Source organism: Sagittula sp. S175, from assembly GCF_049800975.1.
Lineage (GTDB): Bacteria > Pseudomonadota > Alphaproteobacteria > Rhodobacterales > Rhodobacteraceae > Sagittula.
The window spans coordinates 24,557-43,795 of the sequence record NZ_JBNAGB010000027.1 but is presented as its reverse complement, the minus strand read 5'-3'; the positions used below and the strand labels follow the sequence as shown (position 1 = coordinate 43,795).

Annotated in this window: 19 protein-coding genes; 7 read left to right on the top strand and 12 right to left on the bottom strand. The window is 63.0% G+C overall.

The genetic code is table 11. The annotated features are described in order from the left end of the window. The 3 genes from ACP16H_RS22975 to ACP16H_RS22965 form a co-directional block, all read right to left on the bottom strand. Window positions 1-990, bottom strand: a complete 990-nt coding sequence (locus tag ACP16H_RS22975; protein WP_425074569.1) for an imelysin family protein — start codon at window positions 988-990, stop codon at window positions 1-3. After that, entirely contained in the window at window positions 990-2,498 is a 1,509-nt protein-coding gene (locus ACP16H_RS22970) for a di-heme oxidoredictase family protein (protein WP_425074568.1), read from the bottom strand. The genes ACP16H_RS22975 and ACP16H_RS22970 overlap by 1 nt, the downstream gene beginning before the upstream one ends. Window positions 2,499-2,605: 107 nt before the next feature. Beyond that, window positions 2,606-3,865, bottom strand: a complete 1,260-nt coding sequence (locus ACP16H_RS22965) for an imelysin family protein (RefSeq protein ID WP_425074567.1) — start codon at window positions 3,863-3,865, stop codon at window positions 2,606-2,608. 191 nt (window positions 3,866-4,056) lie between these two features. Here ACP16H_RS22965 and ACP16H_RS22960 point away from each other — a divergent pair, with 191 nt between their 5' ends. Further along, window positions 4,057-4,836 (top strand): TIM barrel protein, encoded by a 780-nt coding sequence (locus ACP16H_RS22960; protein WP_425074566.1) that lies wholly within the window; start codon window positions 4,057-4,059, stop codon window positions 4,834-4,836. A 95-nt stretch (window positions 4,837-4,931) separates the two neighbouring features. On the opposite strand, the gene ACP16H_RS22955 is transcribed toward ACP16H_RS22960, so the two are convergent. The 9 genes from ACP16H_RS22955 to ACP16H_RS22915 form a co-directional block, all read right to left on the bottom strand. Continuing rightward, on the bottom strand, window positions 4,932-5,807 hold the full coding sequence (locus ACP16H_RS22955) for a bifunctional helix-turn-helix transcriptional regulator/GNAT family N-acetyltransferase (protein ID WP_425074565.1): 876 nt from the start codon (window positions 5,805-5,807) through the stop codon (window positions 4,932-4,934). A 58-nt stretch (window positions 5,808-5,865) separates the two neighbouring features. Next, a complete protein-coding gene (locus tag ACP16H_RS22950) occupies window positions 5,866-6,801 on the bottom strand; it encodes a sensor histidine kinase (protein ID WP_425074564.1) in 936 nt (311 codons plus the stop codon). Continuing rightward, window positions 6,798-7,472 (bottom strand): response regulator transcription factor, encoded by a 675-nt coding sequence (locus ACP16H_RS22945; protein WP_425074563.1) that lies wholly within the window; start codon window positions 7,470-7,472, stop codon window positions 6,798-6,800. Before ACP16H_RS22945 ends, ACP16H_RS22950 begins: the two co-directional genes overlap by 4 nt. A 21-nt stretch (window positions 7,473-7,493) precedes the next feature. Continuing rightward, the gene (locus ACP16H_RS22940; RefSeq protein ID WP_425074562.1) at window positions 7,494-8,891 is read right to left on the bottom strand and encodes a DUF4173 domain-containing protein; all 1,398 of its coding nucleotides are present in this window, start codon (window positions 8,889-8,891) and stop codon (window positions 7,494-7,496) included. Between the two features lie 217 nt (window positions 8,892-9,108). Further along, a complete protein-coding gene (locus tag ACP16H_RS22935) occupies window positions 9,109-10,653 on the bottom strand; it encodes a polyamine aminopropyltransferase (protein WP_425074561.1) in 1,545 nt (514 codons plus the stop codon). A gap of 4 nt (window positions 10,654-10,657) precedes the next feature. Then, window positions 10,658-10,885, bottom strand: coding sequence for a DUF350 domain-containing protein (locus tag ACP16H_RS22930; protein ID WP_425074560.1), 228 nt, complete (start codon window positions 10,883-10,885; stop codon window positions 10,658-10,660). A 17-nt stretch (window positions 10,886-10,902) separates the two neighbouring features. Beyond that, window positions 10,903-11,064, bottom strand: a complete 162-nt coding sequence (locus ACP16H_RS22925; RefSeq protein WP_425074559.1) for a hypothetical protein — start codon at window positions 11,062-11,064, stop codon at window positions 10,903-10,905. Window position 11,065: 1 nt separating this feature from the next. Then, entirely contained in the window at window positions 11,066-12,349 is a 1,284-nt protein-coding gene (locus ACP16H_RS22920; protein WP_425074558.1) for a DUF4178 domain-containing protein, read from the bottom strand. Beyond that, window positions 12,346-12,894, bottom strand: a complete 549-nt coding sequence (locus ACP16H_RS22915; RefSeq protein WP_425074557.1) for a DUF4178 domain-containing protein — start codon at window positions 12,892-12,894, stop codon at window positions 12,346-12,348. Before ACP16H_RS22915 ends, ACP16H_RS22920 begins: the two co-directional genes overlap by 4 nt. Window positions 12,895-13,573: 679 nt before the next feature. Between ACP16H_RS22915 and ACP16H_RS22910 the strand changes: the two genes are divergently transcribed. The 6 genes from ACP16H_RS22910 to ACP16H_RS22885 all read left to right on the top strand — a co-directional run bounded on the left by ACP16H_RS22910 (window position 13,574) and on the right by ACP16H_RS22885 (window position 19,180). Further along, complete coding sequence (locus ACP16H_RS22910; protein WP_425074556.1) at window positions 13,574-13,756, top strand: hypothetical protein; 183 nt, start codon at window positions 13,574-13,576, stop codon at window positions 13,754-13,756. Then, window positions 13,753-14,745, top strand: a complete 993-nt coding sequence (gene iolG, locus ACP16H_RS22905; protein ID WP_425074555.1) for an inositol 2-dehydrogenase — start codon at window positions 13,753-13,755, stop codon at window positions 14,743-14,745. Before ACP16H_RS22910 ends, iolG begins: the two co-directional genes overlap by 4 nt. A gap of 309 nt (window positions 14,746-15,054) precedes the next feature. Then, on the top strand, window positions 15,055-16,095 hold the full coding sequence (locus tag ACP16H_RS22900; RefSeq protein WP_425074554.1) for a TRAP transporter substrate-binding protein: 1,041 nt from the start codon (window positions 15,055-15,057) through the stop codon (window positions 16,093-16,095). A gap of 43 nt (window positions 16,096-16,138) precedes the next feature. Beyond that, window positions 16,139-17,194: a TRAP transporter substrate-binding protein gene (locus ACP16H_RS22895; RefSeq protein ID WP_425074553.1), complete on the top strand. Its 1,056-nt coding sequence runs from the start codon at window positions 16,139-16,141 to the stop codon at window positions 17,192-17,194. 82 nt (window positions 17,195-17,276) lie between these two features. After that, on the top strand, window positions 17,277-17,870 hold the full coding sequence (locus tag ACP16H_RS22890) for a TRAP transporter small permease (protein WP_425074552.1): 594 nt from the start codon (window positions 17,277-17,279) through the stop codon (window positions 17,868-17,870). Continuing rightward, the gene (locus ACP16H_RS22885) at window positions 17,867-19,180 is read left to right on the top strand and encodes a TRAP transporter large permease (RefSeq protein ID WP_425074551.1); all 1,314 of its coding nucleotides are present in this window, start codon (window positions 17,867-17,869) and stop codon (window positions 19,178-19,180) included. The genes ACP16H_RS22890 and ACP16H_RS22885 overlap by 4 nt, the downstream gene beginning before the upstream one ends. Window positions 19,181-19,239: the final 59 nt, after the last annotated feature.

Here is a 19,239-nt window from a genome sequence, read left to right as displayed (position 1 = left end):
TCAATCTCCGTCCTGCGAGTTGAAACCGGCGATAACCCCCAATTCCGGTCCCAACTCCCTTGCGATCACGTCGCGAACCTGGTCCACGGCTACCTGCAGCATTTCTACCCGGAACCGGCCTGTCGGATCATCGACGTCGGCGAATACGGGGCTGTCTTGTGCGTCCAGTTCCGCAAATGCCTTTTCATATGCTGCTTCGATATCTTCGCTCACCTTCGGCAAATCGGCTGCCAACCAAAGCGCCAAGGCCTGGGTCGCTTGCAAAGAGAGCCGCACGTGGTGAACCGAGCGCTCCGAGCGGCGCGCCTCGGCCCGTGACGCGCGCGGCTTTTCGAAGGTGCCCATGGGCCGACCAATCCGTGTATCAGAGGTGAACTGCAACCCAGTGGTGACAGCCTTGAACAGCTCCTGAAGACCTTCTTCGCGTGTACGATATCGCTCCGAGTTGTCCGCGAATTCGAACTGATAAGTCATCCAGCCCGCTAGAATGTCGTTAGCGAGGCGGGAAATGTCCCGCGCTTCGGCTTGGATCAAGGTGCAGGCATAAGGCGACTCCGTCGCATAGTTGGGATTGAACAGCAGGTACTCCATTGCGTAAAATCCGCGTGCTGCGATCGAAACGTCTGCAAAGGCACCGGGGTCCACGACGACCGGGTCTTGGGACGCAATCAATCCGGCGAGGGCCTTGGGCGTCGCTCCACGGGTGTCGGGCCAAAACGCCAGCGCGAAGGCCCGATCCTGTTCCTCGGTGGGGCCAAATCGAAGATGGCTAACCTCGACCCATGCGTCGAATGCCTGTGCCCACGCCCTTCGCAATGCAGGGCTGTCCGGTGAGCAGTCCGACTTGGCAGCTTCCTCCAGAAGGTTTGCTTGGCTCGCCAGCCTTTCGAAGCGAGGCACGACGTTCTTTTGCACAATCTCCAAAGGATCCGGGGCGGCAAACGCGGCGCCAGCGCAGAGCGAGAAAAAGCACGTCAATGGTTTCAGCATCACAGGCTCTCCAGAAATTTCAAAAGGTCAGCGCGGTCTTTCGCGGGCATTTCGATCACGGCATCGCGCTGAGCCTGTGCCTCGCCTCCGTGCCAAAGCACTGCTTCCAGAAGTGACCTTGCGCGCCCGTCATGCAAGAAATAGCTGTGGCCGGAAACGGTCTGCGTCAATCCGATGCCCCACAGGGGCGCGGTCCGCCACTCACTGCCATCTGCACGTGCTTCCGGACGTCCATCAGCCAACCCAGGTCCCATGTCATGCAACAGCATGTCGGAATAGGGCCAGATCAGTTGAAAAGACTGTTCTGGCTGGTCTTCCAACCGGTGGGTGACAAAGGAAGGCTGATGGCAGGATTGGCAGCCGGTCTGGTAAAACACCTGTTTCCCTGCCAAAACGTCCGGATCGTCAAAGCCACGCCGCGCCGGGACGGCCAGGTTGCGCGAGTAGAAGGTCACGAGGTCAAGCCCCTCGGCGTCGATCTCGAAGCCGCGTTCGTCGGTATCTCCGTGTGCTGCGGCTTGGCAATCCACCTGCGCCTCGGTGCAGTCACCAGCGCCTGCCGCGAACAACGGGTTCGAAATCCCGATGTCCCCGGCAAATGCCGCTGCGGACTGCTCCTTTATCGTCGGAGCCCCCGCCTTCAGGCCAAATCTGCCCAACATCGGCTGATCGAATTCCGCGGACCACACAATCTGCGCCTTGCCGCTGATGCCATCTCCGTTCGCGTCCTCTGGGTCCGCCAGGGCAAGAATATCCTCCGCCGGGATCGCTTCCAGCAGTCCAAGGCCAATCATTTGCGGCGCGACGCGCGGCGACAGCATCGCTCCTTCGGCCAGGGGACCATATCCGAGATTGGCAGCCGAATAGCTGGGGGCCCGCAACGATGCCGTTTCTCCGTCTGAAAGCTGAACAAGATGCTCCTCATGGGAAATGTCCAAACGGTATTCCGCTGGATGACCGGGAAGCCCGAAATCCTGAAGTTGCAGACCGTAAACCGGGTCGGGGCGGGTCGCCAGGTAACCTTCGATCTCGGGGATCAGATCCTCGGGCGTACCCGGTACGGAAACGCGCAGAAACATCGAGATGGCCGTATCTTCTGGTCCTTCGGGAGGATGTCCACGCCCGTCTTTGAGGTGGCATCGCTGGCACGACCGCGCGTTGTAAAGCGGTCCCAGCCCGTCCGATGCCAGGGTAGATGAGGGCGCGGACACCCAGACCTTGCGGAAAAGACCGTTGCCAACCTTGAAATCCAGTTCGCGCTCGAAGGAGATATTGCCGGATGGCTGCGAAAACGCGTCGGCGGTGTCACGGGCGCGGACTGTGGCTGCACCTCCTGGCATATCTTCGAACCGTTGGGGGACGCCAAAATCCACTGGATGTGCCAGAACTGCCGCTATTCGTGCGCGTTCCTCCGCCGTCCTCGGCACGACCGCAAGGTGTACGTCGGACAAGTCCTGCGCACAGGCGCTGCCTGCGACCATCATCATCCCCAGAACGCCAAGTTTCATGCAGATTGCTCCGTCTTTCCAGCATCATGCCGGACGCCCGCCGGAGGGTGGCAGGCGCCCGGCTCGATGTCAGGGCCACCCATCAGCCCCGACATCTGTTTCGAACCTTATTGGAAGACCGCGCCCGGTGCGTCCAGAGAGTCCGATCCTTCGATCGTCACACCGTCGAGCCCCATGAGCGCCACGACGCGCTCGATGCTGCGGGTCTGATCAATCAGCGCATTCACCCCGCCCATGACGAGCGCTTCACCTTCGGCATTGCCGCGTTCAAGCATCATATCATAGGAAAAGCCGTTCTCTGCAGCCGTCTTGATCGCTCCGAGCGCGACCATGCTGGCGTCCAGTTTCTCCTTCAGTTCCGCATCGAGGTCCGGATCAACCTCTGCAACCAGATCACTGACAGAAGGCCCTTCGATCACCGAGCCATCGACCCGTTCGTAGCGCCCGAGGTAGACATTCCGGATACCCATGCCATCGTAGTAATGCGAATTGTGCGTATTGTCAGAGAAGCAATCATGTTCTTCTTCCGGGTCATTCAGCATCAGCCCAAGGCGCATCCTTTCGCCGGCCTGTTCACCGTAGGAAAGCGATCCCATACCTGTCAGGATCGCCACTATGCCGGCACCTTCGTCGGCCAATAGCGCCTCGCGTGCCGCGCCATCATCGGCCCACTGTGTCGTCATCCACTCGAGGTCCGATACCAAAAGATCCGTTGCCGCCAACAGGTATTGGCCGCGTCGGTCGCAATTTCCGTTGGTGCAGTCTGCGCCTAGGCCGAAGTCCGTCCATGCACGATTTCCCGCACCGTATTCATGGCCGTTCAAATCCTGCCCCCAGAGCAGAAACTCGATGGCATGATACCCCGAGGCGACGTTCGCCTCGATCCCATCCGCTTCGTGCAACACCTCGCCGATCAGGTCGGGTGTGATTTCAGAGGCGTCCACCGCTTCGCCCGACAGGGTAAAGACGGGGGTCGCCACCACGTTCAGTGCCGCGAATTCGTTTTCATCCGAAGGACCGCCGTATGAGGAGTCCACATAGTCGATCAGCCCTTCATCCAGCGGCCATGCATTTACCTTTCCTTCCCAATCGTCGACGATCGGATTGCCGAAGCGGAAAGCCTCTGTCTGTTGGTAGGGCACTCGGGCTGCAAGCCATGCGGTTCGTGCCGCCGCCATCCTTTCTTCCGATGGCGTTTCGACCAGCGCAGCGACAGCGTCCCGCAGGGATTTTGCCGTTTCGGCAGCGTCGCCGTAGCCAGCCTGCGCGAGGTTGGCATAATTGTCGAGAATTGCGTTGCGCTCGATGGCCCAAGCCGGAGCACCAAGCAGCGTCATCACCGCTGCGGAGGTCAGAAGATATTTCATGACTGTTTCCCTCGGAAATCCCAGTTCGGAGTCTTCCTGACTAAAATTATCACCTATGTCAATCCTGCGAGAAACGGAGGCTCCGAAATCAAGCCCGTTTCATTCCGTGTCAAATCTGAAGCGGCCTGCTGGACGCTGGGCCATATGCACATTTACCCAAGAGCTCGACATCCTCAGACACGAGAGCCCCCATGACACAACCGTTTCAACTCGCCGCATGTGCGGAAATGCTCTGGCAGGACAGGCCGATACACTGGCGCGCGGCGCGGCTGCACGAGATGGGATTCGGGGTTGGCCTCTGGAACTATCCGGCTTGGGATCTGGTTGAACTGGAAAAGACCGGCGCCACTTTCACCATCATGAACGGCTACCTCGAAGGCCGGCTGACCGACGCTGAAGGATGCGAGACGCTGTTAAGTTCCGCTCGCGAGACTGCACAGGTTGGCAAACGTCTCGGTGTACAGCGTCTGAACCTGCACGGAACCGGCCTTGGGGACGGAGGTATTCCGATTCCGCAGCATGGCGCTTTCAGCCCCGGCATGGCTTTGCGCGCCCGCGATACACTCAACCGCATCTGCGACCTGGCTGAAACGGAAGGCGTGACATTCACGCTCGAAAACCTCAACCCGTTGGACCATCCCGGATGCCCCTTCGGCAGCACGGCGGAGGTGCTGGCGCTGGTTTCGGCGGTCAACCGCCCGCAGCTCAAGATCAACCTCGACCTCTACCACACCCAGATCGGAGAGGGTGACCTTGTGCGCTGGTGCGAAGCCTGCTTGCCGTGGATTGGCGAAGTGCAGGTCGCCGACAACCCGGGTCGGTGCGAACCGGGTACAGGTGAAATCAACTACGCGGGCATCGCCCGCGCGCTGGCAGACATGGGCTACCAATGTACCGTCGGAATGGAGGCCTTCGCCATGGGCGATGAAGACGCTGCGCTCGAAGCCTTCCGCAAGGCCTTCACGCTCTGACCATGCGGGGGGGAGGCGCGCCGCGTGCCCTCCTTCATCTTGACGAAAATACCGCGGAGAGCGCGAGAGGCAGGGGCTCTCGCACGCCGCAGGCGTCAGAGTGATTTTTCAAAAAAGAAATCCGGGTAAGGATCGTCGTTGAACCGGTCGATCTCGACCCATCCACGCTTGCGGTAAAAGGCGATGGCCTCGGGCAATTGCGCATTCGTATCCAGCCGCAGGAGCGCAACGCCCAGGTCTCGCGCACGCGTCTCGATCCGGTCCATCAGTTGTCCCGCCAGCCCCATACCGCGGGCGGCAGGCGACACCCACAGGCGCTTGATCTCGGCATAGCCTTTTTCCGTCCCCTTCAGGCCGACACAGCCAATGGGCAACCCGTCCGACAAGGCGATCAGGAACGCTCCGCGCGGCGCCGTCATGTCACTTGCCTCGGGGTCGGCGGACAGCTTGACGTCGAAACCGGTATCGAAACGTCGGGCCAGTTCCGAGTAGTAGGTTTCCAGGCAGGCCAAGGCCCGGGAGTCGGTGGGAGGGACTTCCTCCATCGTGATCCGGTCAAACCCCAAAGCCGTGGCAACAATGTCCATGGCCTCCAGCAAGGTGTCGGGCCGGGGATGGCGCGACAGAATGTCTGTAACCTGAAGGTCCGAAAGTCGCTCGTATTCGGCATATTCCGCACGGCCAGAGGCGGTGAGGTGGGCTTCGCGGCGACGACCATCTTCTTCTGACGTTCGCACCTCGATCAAACCTTCATCTTCGAGCCCCCGCAACAAGCGGCTCATCAGTCCCGAATCCAGTCGCAAATAAGCTCGGATTTCCGCGACATCATGCATTTTGTGCCCAATAGCATTCAGAACACGGGCAGGTCCCAACGGACGTCCACGCCCCAAGAATGAGGAATCCAGTACGCCGGACTCGGTGGTGACGGCACGATGAAAGCGGCGGGCCCGGGCAACAGGATCGTTCAGCATGGATGGCTCCGATGTGGTTGTCTGACTTTTGTCAGGCATATCGGGGGCCGTCAATCCGTCACCGAAACGAGATCCTGAACCGCGCACCAAGCACCGAAGGCTCCAAGGCAATGTCCGCCCCATGCGCCTTGAGGATGTTCTGCACGATTGAAAGTCCCATGCCGGTTCCACCCTCTTCCCGCCGCGTGGTGAAGAAGGGTTCGAACACCCGTGCTGCGTTTCCTTTGGAAACGCCCCGGCCATCGTCCGCGACCACCAGCCAGCGATCGCCGCCGTCCAAGGTAACACGGCCAGCTCCATGTTCGGACGCATTGCGGACAAGTTGCCCAACCACAAGTGCCAGGCCGTCTTCAGCCATGGGAAGCACGGCATCGCCCCTGACCTCGAGCGTGAGCCCGTCCGGCAGATCGATCAATTTTGCGAAAGAGCTTAGCGTGGACTGCCCAAGATAGCGGACCTCGCGGGCCTGAGCGGCCTTGCGCAGGGCGGTCAACTGGCGTTCGATCTGCAGCCGGGCGCTGTCTACCTGCGCCAACAGTCTGGCATCTTCAGGCGACAGGCTTCCGCCGTCTTCCATCAACTCCACCGCCGCCCGGATACCGGCCACGGGCGTCTTAAGCTCATGGGTCACATGGTCGGTAAAGGCGCGGATGGTGGCTTCGCGATCGCGCAAGGCCTCGGCCATTGCGATGACCCGGACAGCCGTGGCGTGCAGTTCCTTTGTGCCGTAGTGTACTGGCACGGGCGCAGTTCCTTCTGCCTCGGCATATGCTTCGAGCGCCCGGATCGGGCGCAGCAGCAGGCGGACCAAGAGCCCGCCCAACAAAGCGGTCAGCACTGTGATCACGACGCCCAGCAAGGCGGCCGCAGGGCGAAAGCCGATCTCCGGCCCGAGGTAGCGCAAGACCACCAGCCCGACAAAGCTCATCCCGAGCGTCGCCGCCAGCGCCCCGCCCAGAACGAAGCCCAGCGAAGGCCGCCATCGCCGGGTCAAGAGCAGGCTCCCAGCCTAATGCCTTGCCCGTGCACGGTCTCGATGGACTCAGGACAGCCCGCCTCGGCCAGCTTGCGGCGGAGGTTCCGCAGATGGCTGTCCATGGTGCGGTCCGATTGTTGGGCGCCCGAGCCCCAGACCGCATTGGCCATGTCCATCCGGCTCAGCAGCCGCCCAGGCGAGGCCATCACTGCTTCGAGCATCTGGAATTCGGTTCCGGTCAGGGCGACTGTCGCCTCATCTACCCGGCAAACGCGTGCGGTCATATCCAACGTCACGCGGCCGTGGCGGCGTATCTCGGACCGCGCGGCACTTCCACTGCGGCGCAGGATTGCGCCGACGCGGGCGACCAGTTCGCGTGGTGAGAATGGTTTCGTCACGTAATCGTCCGCGCCCATCTCCAGTCCGACTATGCGGTCCACCTCGTCGTCGCGGGCGGTCAGGAACAGGATCGGAACTTCGGACCGGGCGCGGATGCGGCGGCAGACCTCGAAGCCGTCCATCTCGGGCAGGCCGATGTCCAGCACGATGAGGTCGGGCCCGGAGCGGGCAGCCTCGACCAAGGCCTGCGCCCCGTCGGCAGCGCAGGTCACGCTATGGTCGGCGCGTTCGAGCGCGGTGCGGACGAGGTCACGCAGGCGGGGGTCATCGTCGACAACAAGGATTTTCATGACTGCTCTCCTTGCCGATTGTTAACCCGCCAAACGCGACTTGCGAAAGCCCCAGTCGCGCCAGCCTTCGACGGTCGGATAAATGGTGTCACAGGGCATGGATCCGGTGCCGAACCGGGACACTGCGGGGGCCGCCATCGGGCCGAGGGCACAGATGTAGGCGGGATCGCGCGCGACGTCGGGGTGCGAGAGATTGTAGCTGGCGATCACGCCGGCGAAGTTGACGAAGCTGGCGGAATAGAGCAGGACCAGCCCGGCGCCGAAGCCACGCCAGATCAGCCAGCTGTTAGAAAGGCCGAGCAGCACTTGCCAGATGGCCAGCGCCAGCAGGCCGAAGACCAGAAGCATCCAGAGAAAGGCGTAAACGCGCATGTAGGTCAGTCCGTAGCTTTGCACGTAGAGTTCCAGCCGCAACATGGCCCCGGCGCACAGGACAAGGTTCTGACCGAGCCAGACCAGCAGCAGGGGGCTGATGGAACGGTGTTCCTGCAGAAAGGGGCGGGCGGCGAGCGCCACTCCGGCAGCAAGCAGAGCGGTGACCAGCAGCGGATAGGCGCCGCGATGCGCATATTCGGCGAGGTTCATACCGCGGGGCAAGTCGGCGCCGCCGAGGACGATGAGCATGTCCGTGACGGTTTGAACCGCGATCACGGCGTTGAAGGTCCATAGCGCCCGCAGGATCGAGCGGCGGTTGACGCCGAGGCGGGGGCCCACCTCGGGGAGAGAGGGCAGAGCCGCTGGTGCGGGCAAGGTCCGGTCCAGAAGAGGCCAGAGGATGAGCGCGACGCCAGCCCAGAACAGCAGGCGTTCGATCAGGTCCATGAGGTCAACCTCCCAATCGAGCGCCTGAAGGATCAGCGGGTTGGCCCGCAGGATGAGCCCGCCAAAGACCATCAACCCGCCAAGGGGAAATCCCCAGTCTCGCAGGAGCGGGCGCAGCGTCGCCGGTTGCGGAGCGCTGGGCGTGAAGCCACGCCAATGGCTGGGGGTCAGGGGCGTGGTCCAGCCTTTTGGCAGACGGGCCAGCCAGGCGAGGCCGGTGGCAAGCCATGGGTCTTCGTCGCGAACCCGCGCCCACACCAGCGCGGCGGCGAGGCTGGCGAGGAGAAAGACGACCGAGAGCAGTTGGACATAGTCGATGGCGGGCAGGCTGCCGACGAGGACGAGCAAGGCGGGGCGGATCTTGCGGTGGCCGGGGACGTCCCAGGTCGCGATGGCAAATAGGATACCGGCAAAGAGCGCCAGTGACACGCCAAGAGTTTCGCCGCGAAACAGCCAGTCGGCGAGCAGGACCAGCACGGCCAGAGCACTGCCCCGCTGCCAGTCGCGGCGGGGGCGTTCATCGCGCCGGGAGGCTGTCTGCGCTTGGTCATCCAGCCACCAGCCGTCCATTGTGAGTGTGTTCGGAAACTGTCCCAAGGCTTCGCCCTCTCTTTCTTGTGTCGCTGGAAAGAGGAATGCCCCGGAGGCTGTGCAGACGAGGGACAGGAGATGTGCAGGTTTCGTGCAGAGCGGCCTGTCGCGGAGGCCGCCCAAACCTCGCCTTGCAAGGCGCGGACAACGAGGGGGGGATCGGAGAAGGGCGGGTTTGAAGGTTTTGCTGCGAAACCTGTTTTGTTAACAATGTGTTAACGTATCAGCGGAACCATTGGTCCCAGCCGGACAGATAGTAGTCGACGAGATGGTGGGTCTGGAGGCTGTTGGGCTGGACCTGCACTCGGGCGGCGTCGCGACCAAAGATCTGCAGGGCGGACCATGTCTCCGGATCCAGAAACCGCAGGCCGTCGGGCAAGTTCAGGGGACGGGGGCGGTGCGGAAGGGGCGTGACCAGCGTGAAGCCCCAGTCTCCGAAGCTGGGAACATAGGCGTGATAGGGCAGGACGCTGAGCGGCTCGGAGGGCGTGGCGGGGTTGCGGGTGTCCTCCCATGTGGCCACGACGGACCAGAAGGCCTCGCGGGCGTAGACCGGGGACCCGGACTGCGTGACCAAAGCGCCGCCGGTGGCGAGACGTTCTATCAGAAGGCTGTAGAATTCGCGGCTGTAGAGCTTTGACAGGGCGATGTTTTTCGGGTCTGGCAGGTCGGCTATGATGACATCGAAAATTTCCTCGGAGCTCTCGGCAAATTGCCAGGCATCCTGGTTCAGAATTGTCACGCGCGGGTCGCGCAGGGCGTTGTCCGACAACGCGGCAAGGTCGTTGTGGTCGCGAAACAGCTGCGTCATCCGCGGGTCGAGATCAACAAGGGTGACGGTTTCGACGCCTGCGTGCCGCAGCACTTCGCGCGCGGCCATGCCGTCGCCGCCGCCGAGGATCAGGACGTTGGCATGGCGCTCGGCCAGCGACATGGCGGGGTGGACGAGGGACTCGTGGTAGCGGTGTTCGTCGAGGCTGTCGAATTGAAGCGAGTGGTCGAGGTAGAGCCGGGTGCGGTCGCGGAAGCGGGTGACAGAGATCTTCTGGTAGGGGGTCAGTTCGGTCAGGATGACGTCGTCCTCGAAGAGCGCGGCATCCGCGACAGAAACGAGGCGTTCAGACTGGATGAGCGCCGCGCCCGTCGCCAGTAATGCGACGGTGCAGGCGATCCACTGGGCACGGGCGGCACCGTCGCGGAAGATCCAGAGCGACAGGAGCGCCACCAGCAAATTCAGCAGGCCGAAGGCAAGGCTGGCCGACATCAGCCCGAGGTTGGGGATGATGAACAGCGGAAAGGCCAGCGAGGCGATGAGCGCGCCGATGTAATCGACTGTGAGCACGTTTTCGAAGCGGAAGCGGTGCGCGCCGATCGTTTCGAGGGTGCGGGCGATGAGAGGGATCTCGGCCCCGGACAGGGCGCCGATTGCGATGAGTGCGGCATATAGGGCGACACCCACCGCGTCGGTTGTGGCGTAGGAGAAGAACAGCATGGGCGCGAGGAATCCGCCGATGAGCCCCAGCGCGATTTGCGCCCATATGAAACCGCGCACCGCCTCGGTGACAAAGCGCGAGGCCCATGCGCCAAGGCCCATGGCCGAGAGGAAGACCCCGATGACGAAGGAGAATTGCCGGATCGAGTCGCCCAGCAGGTAGCTGGAGACCGTGGCGGCGATCAGTTCGTAGATCAGCCCGGCCACCGCCACCAGAAGGGTGGCGAGCAGCAGCCAAGCCTCGCGCAGGCGCGTCGGGGCGGTTGTCTCGGTCACTGGGTTAGGACGAGAGTATGACGGAGGAGATGATGATTGCCAGAGACAGGAAAACCGACCCGATAAGCACGGCAAGGGCGGTGTTCTGGTCTTCCTCGATTTCCTTGACGACCGAGAAGTGGGTCATCTTGTTGATGAGCCACCAGCACAGCCCCATCAGCAGCACGCCGAGGAAGGTGTAGAAGATGGTTCCGATGACCTCGGAAAGCTGGATCGTGATGATGGGGTCCATGGTGTCCCTTCCTGCGATTACTTGATGCGGCCGGCGATGGAGCCGGCGCCATTGGAGCCTTGTCGGATGGAGCGGGTTTCCTCGCCCGAGCTGCCGCCAAGGCCGTACCAGGCAACGTAGCTGGTGGCCGCGAGCGCTGAGAGCGAGAGGGAGAGGAAGACAATGCGAAACAGGGTCATGTCAGTCCTCGTCCCAGTCTGAACCGGCGAAACGCTGTTTGTATTGCCAGATCTGACGCGCCCAGGGCGCGAGGGTCAGCACACCGAAGCCAATGGCGAGGAGATAGAGCCATTGCGGCATGCGCACGCCTTCGGAGACGGAGACCGTGACTTCGGTCGGGGCGCGGCCATCGGTCCAGAGTTCGGTTTCGGCCTCGGAGAGGGTCAACTGATAGGTGCCGGGGGTTGCGGGGCGGAATTTGAGCCCGGCAGAGCGGTTGCCCTCGGACCACGCGCCGTCGCTGTCGCGGCCGCTGTAGAATTCCATGAAGCGGCTGGATTCGACCAGGGTCTCGTCTTCGGGATCGGTGACGTCGAAGTCGATTCCGAGCCAGGCGTTCGACGGGCTGGACGCGAAGGCGATGCGCACCAGCTGTTCGGTATTGGTGACCTCGAAGTCAAAGGTTTGCGGCAGGTCGGCGAGTCTGACGCGGGTTGCGGGCAGAATGTCGGGCGGCCGGTTGAGGGCGCCGATGAGCATCGCCAGCAGCAAGGCCACCACGGCGCACCCGCCCGCAACGAGGCGGATGAAGCTGTCGTTATGTCCTCCGCCGAAGGGCTGCGTCGGATGCCGGTCGATGGGACGCGGCGGCGTGTCGAGGCCAAAGGCGAGGGTGACTTCCTCGGGGGAGAGCCAGACCGTGCGGTAGACCTCGCGTTCCTTGAACGCCCCGGAGGTGGAGAAGTCGAGCATGGCAGAGGACGAGAGCAGCGAGACCGTAGTGGTCTTTTCGTCCATCTTTGGCGCCCATGTGAATTCGCCTTCGAGGTAGGTGATTTGCGGGCGCGAGGTCTCGTAGTACGTGTGACGGTCGCCATTCAGCAGGACGGTCGGACGGTTGTCGGCGGCATTGACCATGCGGCTGTCGATCCAGGCCGGGGTTGTGGGTTTGCGCACGCGCCGCGAAAAGGTGGTGTTTCCGTTCTCGAAGTTGAGCCAGGCGTAGCCGTGGGTCGGCGAATACAGCTGGTGTTCGGCCCATTCGAAAGGCCCTTCGCGCAGGCCGATGGTGCCGACGATCTGCCAGTCGACCCCCATGAGCCGCCCCGACATCCCGAGGGTGAAGGGGGAGTCCGGGCGTTTGCGCCTGTCGTATTTCGTCAACAGCTTGTAGCCGTGCTGGGCGTCCAGTTCGGCTCCGCAGTAGGGGCAGACATGGACCACCACGCGCCCACCGCCGAGCAGGTTCAGACCCGCGCCGCAGGAGGTGCAATTGATCGACTTCAGGTCAGAGGAGAGGGTCATCGCGGCTCTCCCGACACTTCGAACGGATCATGCCATTCGCCTGTGAACCACCCCGATCCAGTGGCATCGGTTTCGCAGGAGAGCAGCGTGCCGTGATCGCCCTGCGCATTGGCGTAGGTGAAGGACTCTCCCACCAGAAGCCGCTCGCCAAAGGCGCCGCGCAGTGCGCTGCATTCGCCGCGGCCTGTTTCAATGACGCGGAAGCGCTCGTTCTGCCACTGGAAGCTGTGGCCGAGCGGGCTTTCGGTGGTGAAGCCGGGGCGCTGGGCGTCGGGGATCTCGAACTGGATCACGATGTCGCCCTCGTCGACCGAGATCCAGGCACCGTTGCCGCGCGGGTCTTCGCACCAGTACTCGTCCCACCAGCCACGCCCGTAGCTGAACCGCGCATGGCCAAGCGCCTCCCACGCCTTGTGGCCAAGTTTGACGATGTCGCCGATGGCAAACAGCTGCGGGCCGTCGTGCATCTCGCCCGCCGAGCCGGCATTCAGAAGCCGCTCGCCCTCGATGTACAACGTGGTGTCGCACGAGGGGCAAGTCTGCATGATGACGGACTTGACCACCTCCGGGACGGGGTGGCCGCAATTTGGGCAGGTCAATTCCATGGCTAAGGTAAATCAGTTAACGGAGCTTGGTTCAACGATGGGACAACCTTACCCGGGAAAGAGCTCCATCGCCAGCACATCGCACAGCACGCGCGGTCGATAAGCCTTTTCAGGGAGGCGAGTGCTACGCTCGCGATCCCGGCGTAAGGCCATGCGTGATCTGTGTACTCGGACGTAAGGACCACGCGTGCATCGGGTCGCCTGCGAATAATCGATGCCGGTGGGGGGCCAGTAGGATGAGATCAACGAAGGACAGATCTGCGCGTGGTGTGGCGGTCCATGCCAGAAATGTAGGGGTGGCATTGGTCGGCGTCCAAGCTTGATAGCCTGGGTCGCACGGTAAGCGGTCCGACGCTGTGTACCGATGCTCTTTCTCAGGCGGCTGTTTGGGGCAGGAACCGGCAAACTGGAGCGCATGTGTAGTGTTGGCTTTCAGTGACGCCGGATCGTCAGCCGATTCATGCGCGCATCTGGGCGGGCTTCGGCTCTGCGCACCAAACTTTGGAGGCGCGGTACGGTGAACGATAGGGATGAGAGAATTTTATCATGACTGCGGCGGGGCTGGGTGATTGGTCATGATACAAAACATCATGGGGGGATTGCGAGGCGGGGGCGAAACATGGAGAGCATGGCGCCGGAGGAGCCGCAGCGTATGCTGCACCCGTTTCAAATCCTGCCAGAACGGCTGCCGCCCGGTGACACCGCCGGTGCGCGGGTTAATGGCGGGTTTCCGCATCACGGGCCGCGCGAGGGCGCGACCGACACGACACGAGACCGGACTTTCAAGGAGCCGCGCATATGACCCTTCGTTTCGCCATTCTCGGCGCAGGCCGCATCGGCCAAGCCCACGCCCGCGCCATTTCCGCCACCCCCGGCGCGGCCTTGGTCGCGCTTTACGAACCGCTGGAGGCCGCGGCGCAGTCCATGGCATCCCGCTATGGCTGCGAGCTGCGCTCGACTGACGAAATTGCTGCGGCGGAGGACATCGACGCCGTTGCCATCTGCACGCCGACCGACACCCATGCCGACCTGATCGAGCAGTTCGCGCGCGCCGGAAAGGCGATCTTTTGCGAGAAGCCGGTGGACCTGTCGTCGGAGCGTGTGAAGCAGGCGCTGAAGACCGTCGAGGACACCGGCGCGACGCTGATGGTGGGCTTCAACCGCCGTTTTGACCCGGATTTCATGGCGGTCAAGGCCGCGATCGACGCGGGCAGCATCGGCGACGTGGAGATGGTGACCATCACCTCGCGCGATCCGGGCGCGCCGCCGGTCAGCTACATCAAGGTGTCGGGCGGGATCTTCCGCGACATGACGATCCATGACTTCGACATGGCGCGCTGGTTGCTGGGCGAGGAAGTGACGACCGTGGTGGCACAGGGTTCGAACCTGGTCGATCCCGAGATCGCGGCGGCGGGCGATTATGATTCCGTCAACGTGATCCTCAAGACCGCGTCGGGCAAGCAGTGCGTCATCACCAACTCGCGCCGCGCCACCTATGGCTATGACCAGCGCATCGAGGTGCATGGGTCCAAGGGCATGGCCTCGGCGGCGAACCGCCACGAGTCGACCGTCGAAGTGGCGGGCGAGGGCGGCTATGCGCGTCCGCCGCTGCTGAACTTCTTCATGGACCGCTATGCCATGGCCTATGCCAACGAGATCGCGGCCTTTGTCGACGCCGTGGCCAATGGCAAGCCGACGCCGACCACGGGTCTGGACGGCCTGAAGGCGCTGGAACTGGCGGATGCCGCGCTGGAATCGGCGCAGACCGGCAAGGCCGTGACGCTGGGCTGAGGTCCGTACCGAGCCTGATCGGTTGGTTTCACTCCCTCTGTGTGCCCGGGACACCGGGCACGTGCCGCCGCACGGATCCTCCCCCGTGCGGCGATTTTTCGTTGCGTGTGCAACGAAGCTTGATCTTCTGGTGGGGCTGGTGTTTGGTCCGCCGCAGAGGCCGTGCGATCAAAATTTTGTTTCCTAGTGGAAGAAACTGGACAAGTCGGGGCGAGTCGTGTTCCATGTTCTCAAGTGGCAAAGGTGTTGCAATATAGTGCGAACCCTGCAACATCTTGCACATATCGTCGCGGTGTAGGGGAGGACATCATGGCACTATTTCGCAGACATTTCCTGTCGGCAACGGCGGCGCTGGTGCCGCTGTTCATGGCTGGGGGCGCGATGGCGCAGGAGGTCACGCTGACCCTGCACCAGTTCCTGCCCGCGCAGGCCAACGTGCCGAAGCTGGTGCTGGACGTCTGGGCCGACAAGGTCGAGGCCGACTCCAATGGCCGGATCGAGATCGAGCGCTTTCCCGCGATGCAGCTGGGCGGCACCCCGCCGGAGCTGATCGACCAGGTGCAGGATGGCGTGGCGGATATCGTCTGGGCGGTGAACGGCTTCACCCCGGGGCGCTTTCCGCAGACCGAGGTGTTCGAACTGCCCTTCATGACCGAGGACGCCGGCGCGGCGTCCTATGCGTACTGGAAGATGTTCGAGACGCATATGAAGGACGCGGATTTCGCGGATGTGCATGTTCTGGCCACTTTCGTGCACGGTCCCGGCATGTTGCACACGAAAAGCCCGGTGTCGGCCCCCGAAGACCTGACCGGGATGAAGATCCGTGGCGGGTCGCGCATGGTGAACCAGCTTCTGGAGACGGTCGGGGCAGAGCCCATCGGGCTGCCGGTCACGGCGATCCCGGAATCGCTGTCCAAGGGCGTGATCGATGGCACCACCATCCCGTGGGAGGTGACGACCTCGCTGAAAGTGCCCGAACTCGTGCACAATCACACCGAGTTCGACGGGCCGGGGATTTACAACCTGACCTTCGTTCTGGCGATGAACAAGGACGTCTATGAAAGCCTGTCCGACGAGGACCGCGCGGTGATCGACGCCAATTCCGGTCTGGATTTCAGCGTCTTCGCGGGCAAGACCATGGAAGAGGCCGATGGCCCCGCGCGGCAGGTCGCGGTGGACAATGGCAACACCATCGTCACCGTGTCGGAAGAAGACGCACAGAAATGGGCGGAAATGGCACAGCCGATCTATGATACATGGGTCGCGGACATGCAGTCCAAGGGCATCGACGGTCAGGCGCTGATCGACGAGGCGCGCGCCCTGATGGCGGAATACGAAGCGAACAACTAAAGACCGCCCGCAGGGGCGGGGTCATTCTCAGGGAGGAAACGAAATGACCACACGGAGAACCTTCATGGGTGTTGCGGCAGGCTTTGCCGCGGCGCTGATGGGCACCACCGCACTGGCGGCGGATGTCACGCTGACGCTGGAGCACTTCCTGCCCGCACAAGCCAACGTGCCGGTGCAGGTGCTGGACGTCTGGGCCGACAAGATCGAAGCCGAGTCGGGCGGCCGCATCGAGATCGAGCGCTACCCCTCGATGCAGCTGGGCGGCACCCCGCCGGAATTGATCGACCACGTGCAGGACGGCATCGTCGACCTGGGCTGGACCGTGGTTGGCTACACCCCGGGCCGCTTCCCGCGCACCGAGGTGTTCGAACTGCCGTTCATGGTGACCGACGCGCGCGCCGCGTCCTATGCCTATGCCAAGATCTTCGAAGAGCAGATGGCCGACGAAGACTTCAAGGACGTCAAGATCATCGGCACCTGGGTGCATGGCCCGGGCATGTTCCACACCAACAAGCCGGTGACCAAGCCCGAGGACCTGCAGGGCATGAAGATCCGTGGCGGTTCGCGCCTGGTGAACGACCTGCTGACCCGCGTCGGCGCAGAGCCGATCGGCATGCCGGTTCCGGCGGTGTCCGAGGCGCTGTCGAAGGGCGTTCTGGATGGCACCACCATTCCGTGGGAAGTGACCCCGGCGGTGAAGGTGTCGGAACTGGTGTCCAACCACACCGAGTTCGAAGGTCCGGCGCTGTACAACCTGACCTTCGTTCTGGCGATGAACAAGGACAAGTACGAGAGCCTCGACGATGACCTGAAGGCCATCATCGACGCGAACTCGGGCGTGCCGTTCTCGATCTTTGCCGGTGGTACGCAGGCGGATGCCGATGGCCCGGCGCGCCAGATCGCGGTGGACCGTGGCAACAACATCATCACCGTGAGCCAGGCCGACGCCGAGGCGGCATGGGCACCGATCACCGCGCCGATCTACGAGACCTGGGTCGCGGACATGAACGCAAAGGGCATCGACGGTCAGGCACTGATCGACGAGGCCAAGCAGCTGATGTCCGAGTACACGCCGGACATGGACACCTGGGGCAAGTAAGCCCTAAGGAGGGGCCGCGCCGCGATGGTCGCGGCCCCGATTGCATTTATCGGAAACACTTGAATTACAGGGGAATGTCGCGATGGCCGGTTTGCACCGCATCGTCCTTGGACTTGCGCGCCTGATGGCGCTGGCCGGGGGCGCCGTGCTGACAGTTCTGATTGTCATGGTCTGCCTGTCGATCATCGGCCGCGCGGGCAACAGCCTGTTGCATGCGCTGGTGGCCGTGGACGTGATGGCCGGGGCCGCGCAGGGCCTGATCGACGCGGGCGTCGGCGCCATTCGCGGCGACTTTGAACTGGTGGAGGCCGGGATGGCCTTTTGCATCTTTGCCTTCCTGCCGTTCTGCACGGTGACGGGCGGCCATGCCTCGGTCGACGTGTTCACCAACTTCCTGCCTGGTTCGGTGAACCGCGTGCTGGACGTGCTGATCGCGATCCTGTTCGCGGCGGTGATGGTGGTGATCGCGGTGCAGCTGGAAGAGGGCATGGCGCGCAAGATTTCCTCGGGGCAGACGACGCTGTTGTTGGAATTCCCGGTGTGGTGGGCCTATGCGGCCAGCCTTGTCGGAGCTGCTGCCTCGGCGGTGGTGGCCTGCTACCTCGTGGTGGTGCGGGTGTATGAAATCGTGACGGGGCGCGTGATCGTGCCGAATGCCGTGGGAGCGGACCATTGAGCAATCTGGAAATCGGGATCTGGTCGTTCCCTGCGCTGCTGCTGCTGATCTTCCTGCGGGTGCCTATCGGGCTGGCGATGTTCTCGGCGGGGTTTGCCGGGATGTGGCTGACAATGGGGAACACCAAGTTGCCGATGGCGCAGTTGAAGGACCTCGCCTATTCGCAATTCTCCAACTACTCGCTGTCCATCGTGCCGATGTTCCTGCTGATGGGGTATTTCGCGACATTGGGCGGCATGTCCCAGGCGCTGTTCAAGGCGGCAGAGAACTTCCTCGGGCATCGGCGCGGCGGGGTGGCCATGGCGGCGATTGGCGCCTGCGCGGGCTTTGGCGCGATCTGCGGGTCGTCGCTGGCGACGGCTGCCACCATGTCGCGCGTGTCGCTGCCCGAACTGAAGCGCTACGGCTATGACGGCGGTTTTGCCACGGCGACGCTGGCGGCGGGGGGCACGCTGGGCATCCTCATTCCGCCGTCGGTGGTGCTGGTGATCTACGCCATCCTGACCGAGCAGAACATCGCCAAGCTGTTCCTTGCGGCCTTTGTGCCCGGTATCCTTGCGGCCATCGGTTACATGGTGGCGGTGTCGATCTACGTGCGGGTGAACCCCGAGAGCGCCGGTGTGCGCGAACCGGTCCCGATGGGCGAGCGGTTCCGGGCGCTGGTCGATGTCTGGCCGGTGCTCTTGGTGTTCCTCGCGGTGGTGGGCGGCATCTACGGCGGTATCTTCACCCCGACCGAGGGCGCGGCCGTCGGTGCATTGGGAACTGGTATCATCGCGCTGGTTAATGGTGGCTTGACCTGGCGCACGCTGCTGGACAGCTTTACCGATACGGCGCGGTCCTCGGCGATGATCTTCTTCATCGTGCTGGGGGCGGCGTTCTACAACGCTTTCCTCGCGCGGACGCGGGTGCCGCAGGAGCTGTCGGAGTGGGTCGTGGGACTCGGTCTGACGCCGATCGCGGTGCTGGCGGCTATCCTCGTGATCTACCTGATCCTGGGCTGTTTCATGGACTCGCTTTCCATGATCCTGCTGACGATCCCGATCTTCTTTCCGGTGATCATGGCGATGGATTTCGGGCTGTCGCCGGAACACACGGCCATCTGGTTCGGCATCCTCGTGCTGATCGTCGTCGAGGTCGGGCTGATTACGCCGCCGGTGGGGATGAACCTGTTCGTCATCAACGCCATGTCGCCGGAGACGCCGATGGTCTCCACCTATCGCGCGGTGTTGTATTACGTCGTGTCCGACCTGCTGCGGGTGGTGGTGCTGGTGGCTTTCCCGGCGATCACGTTGTTCCTGCTGCCATAAGCGGGAGAGGAGTCGGGAATATGCATCGCGTGAGGCGGTGCATGGACTTCGAGCGGGGA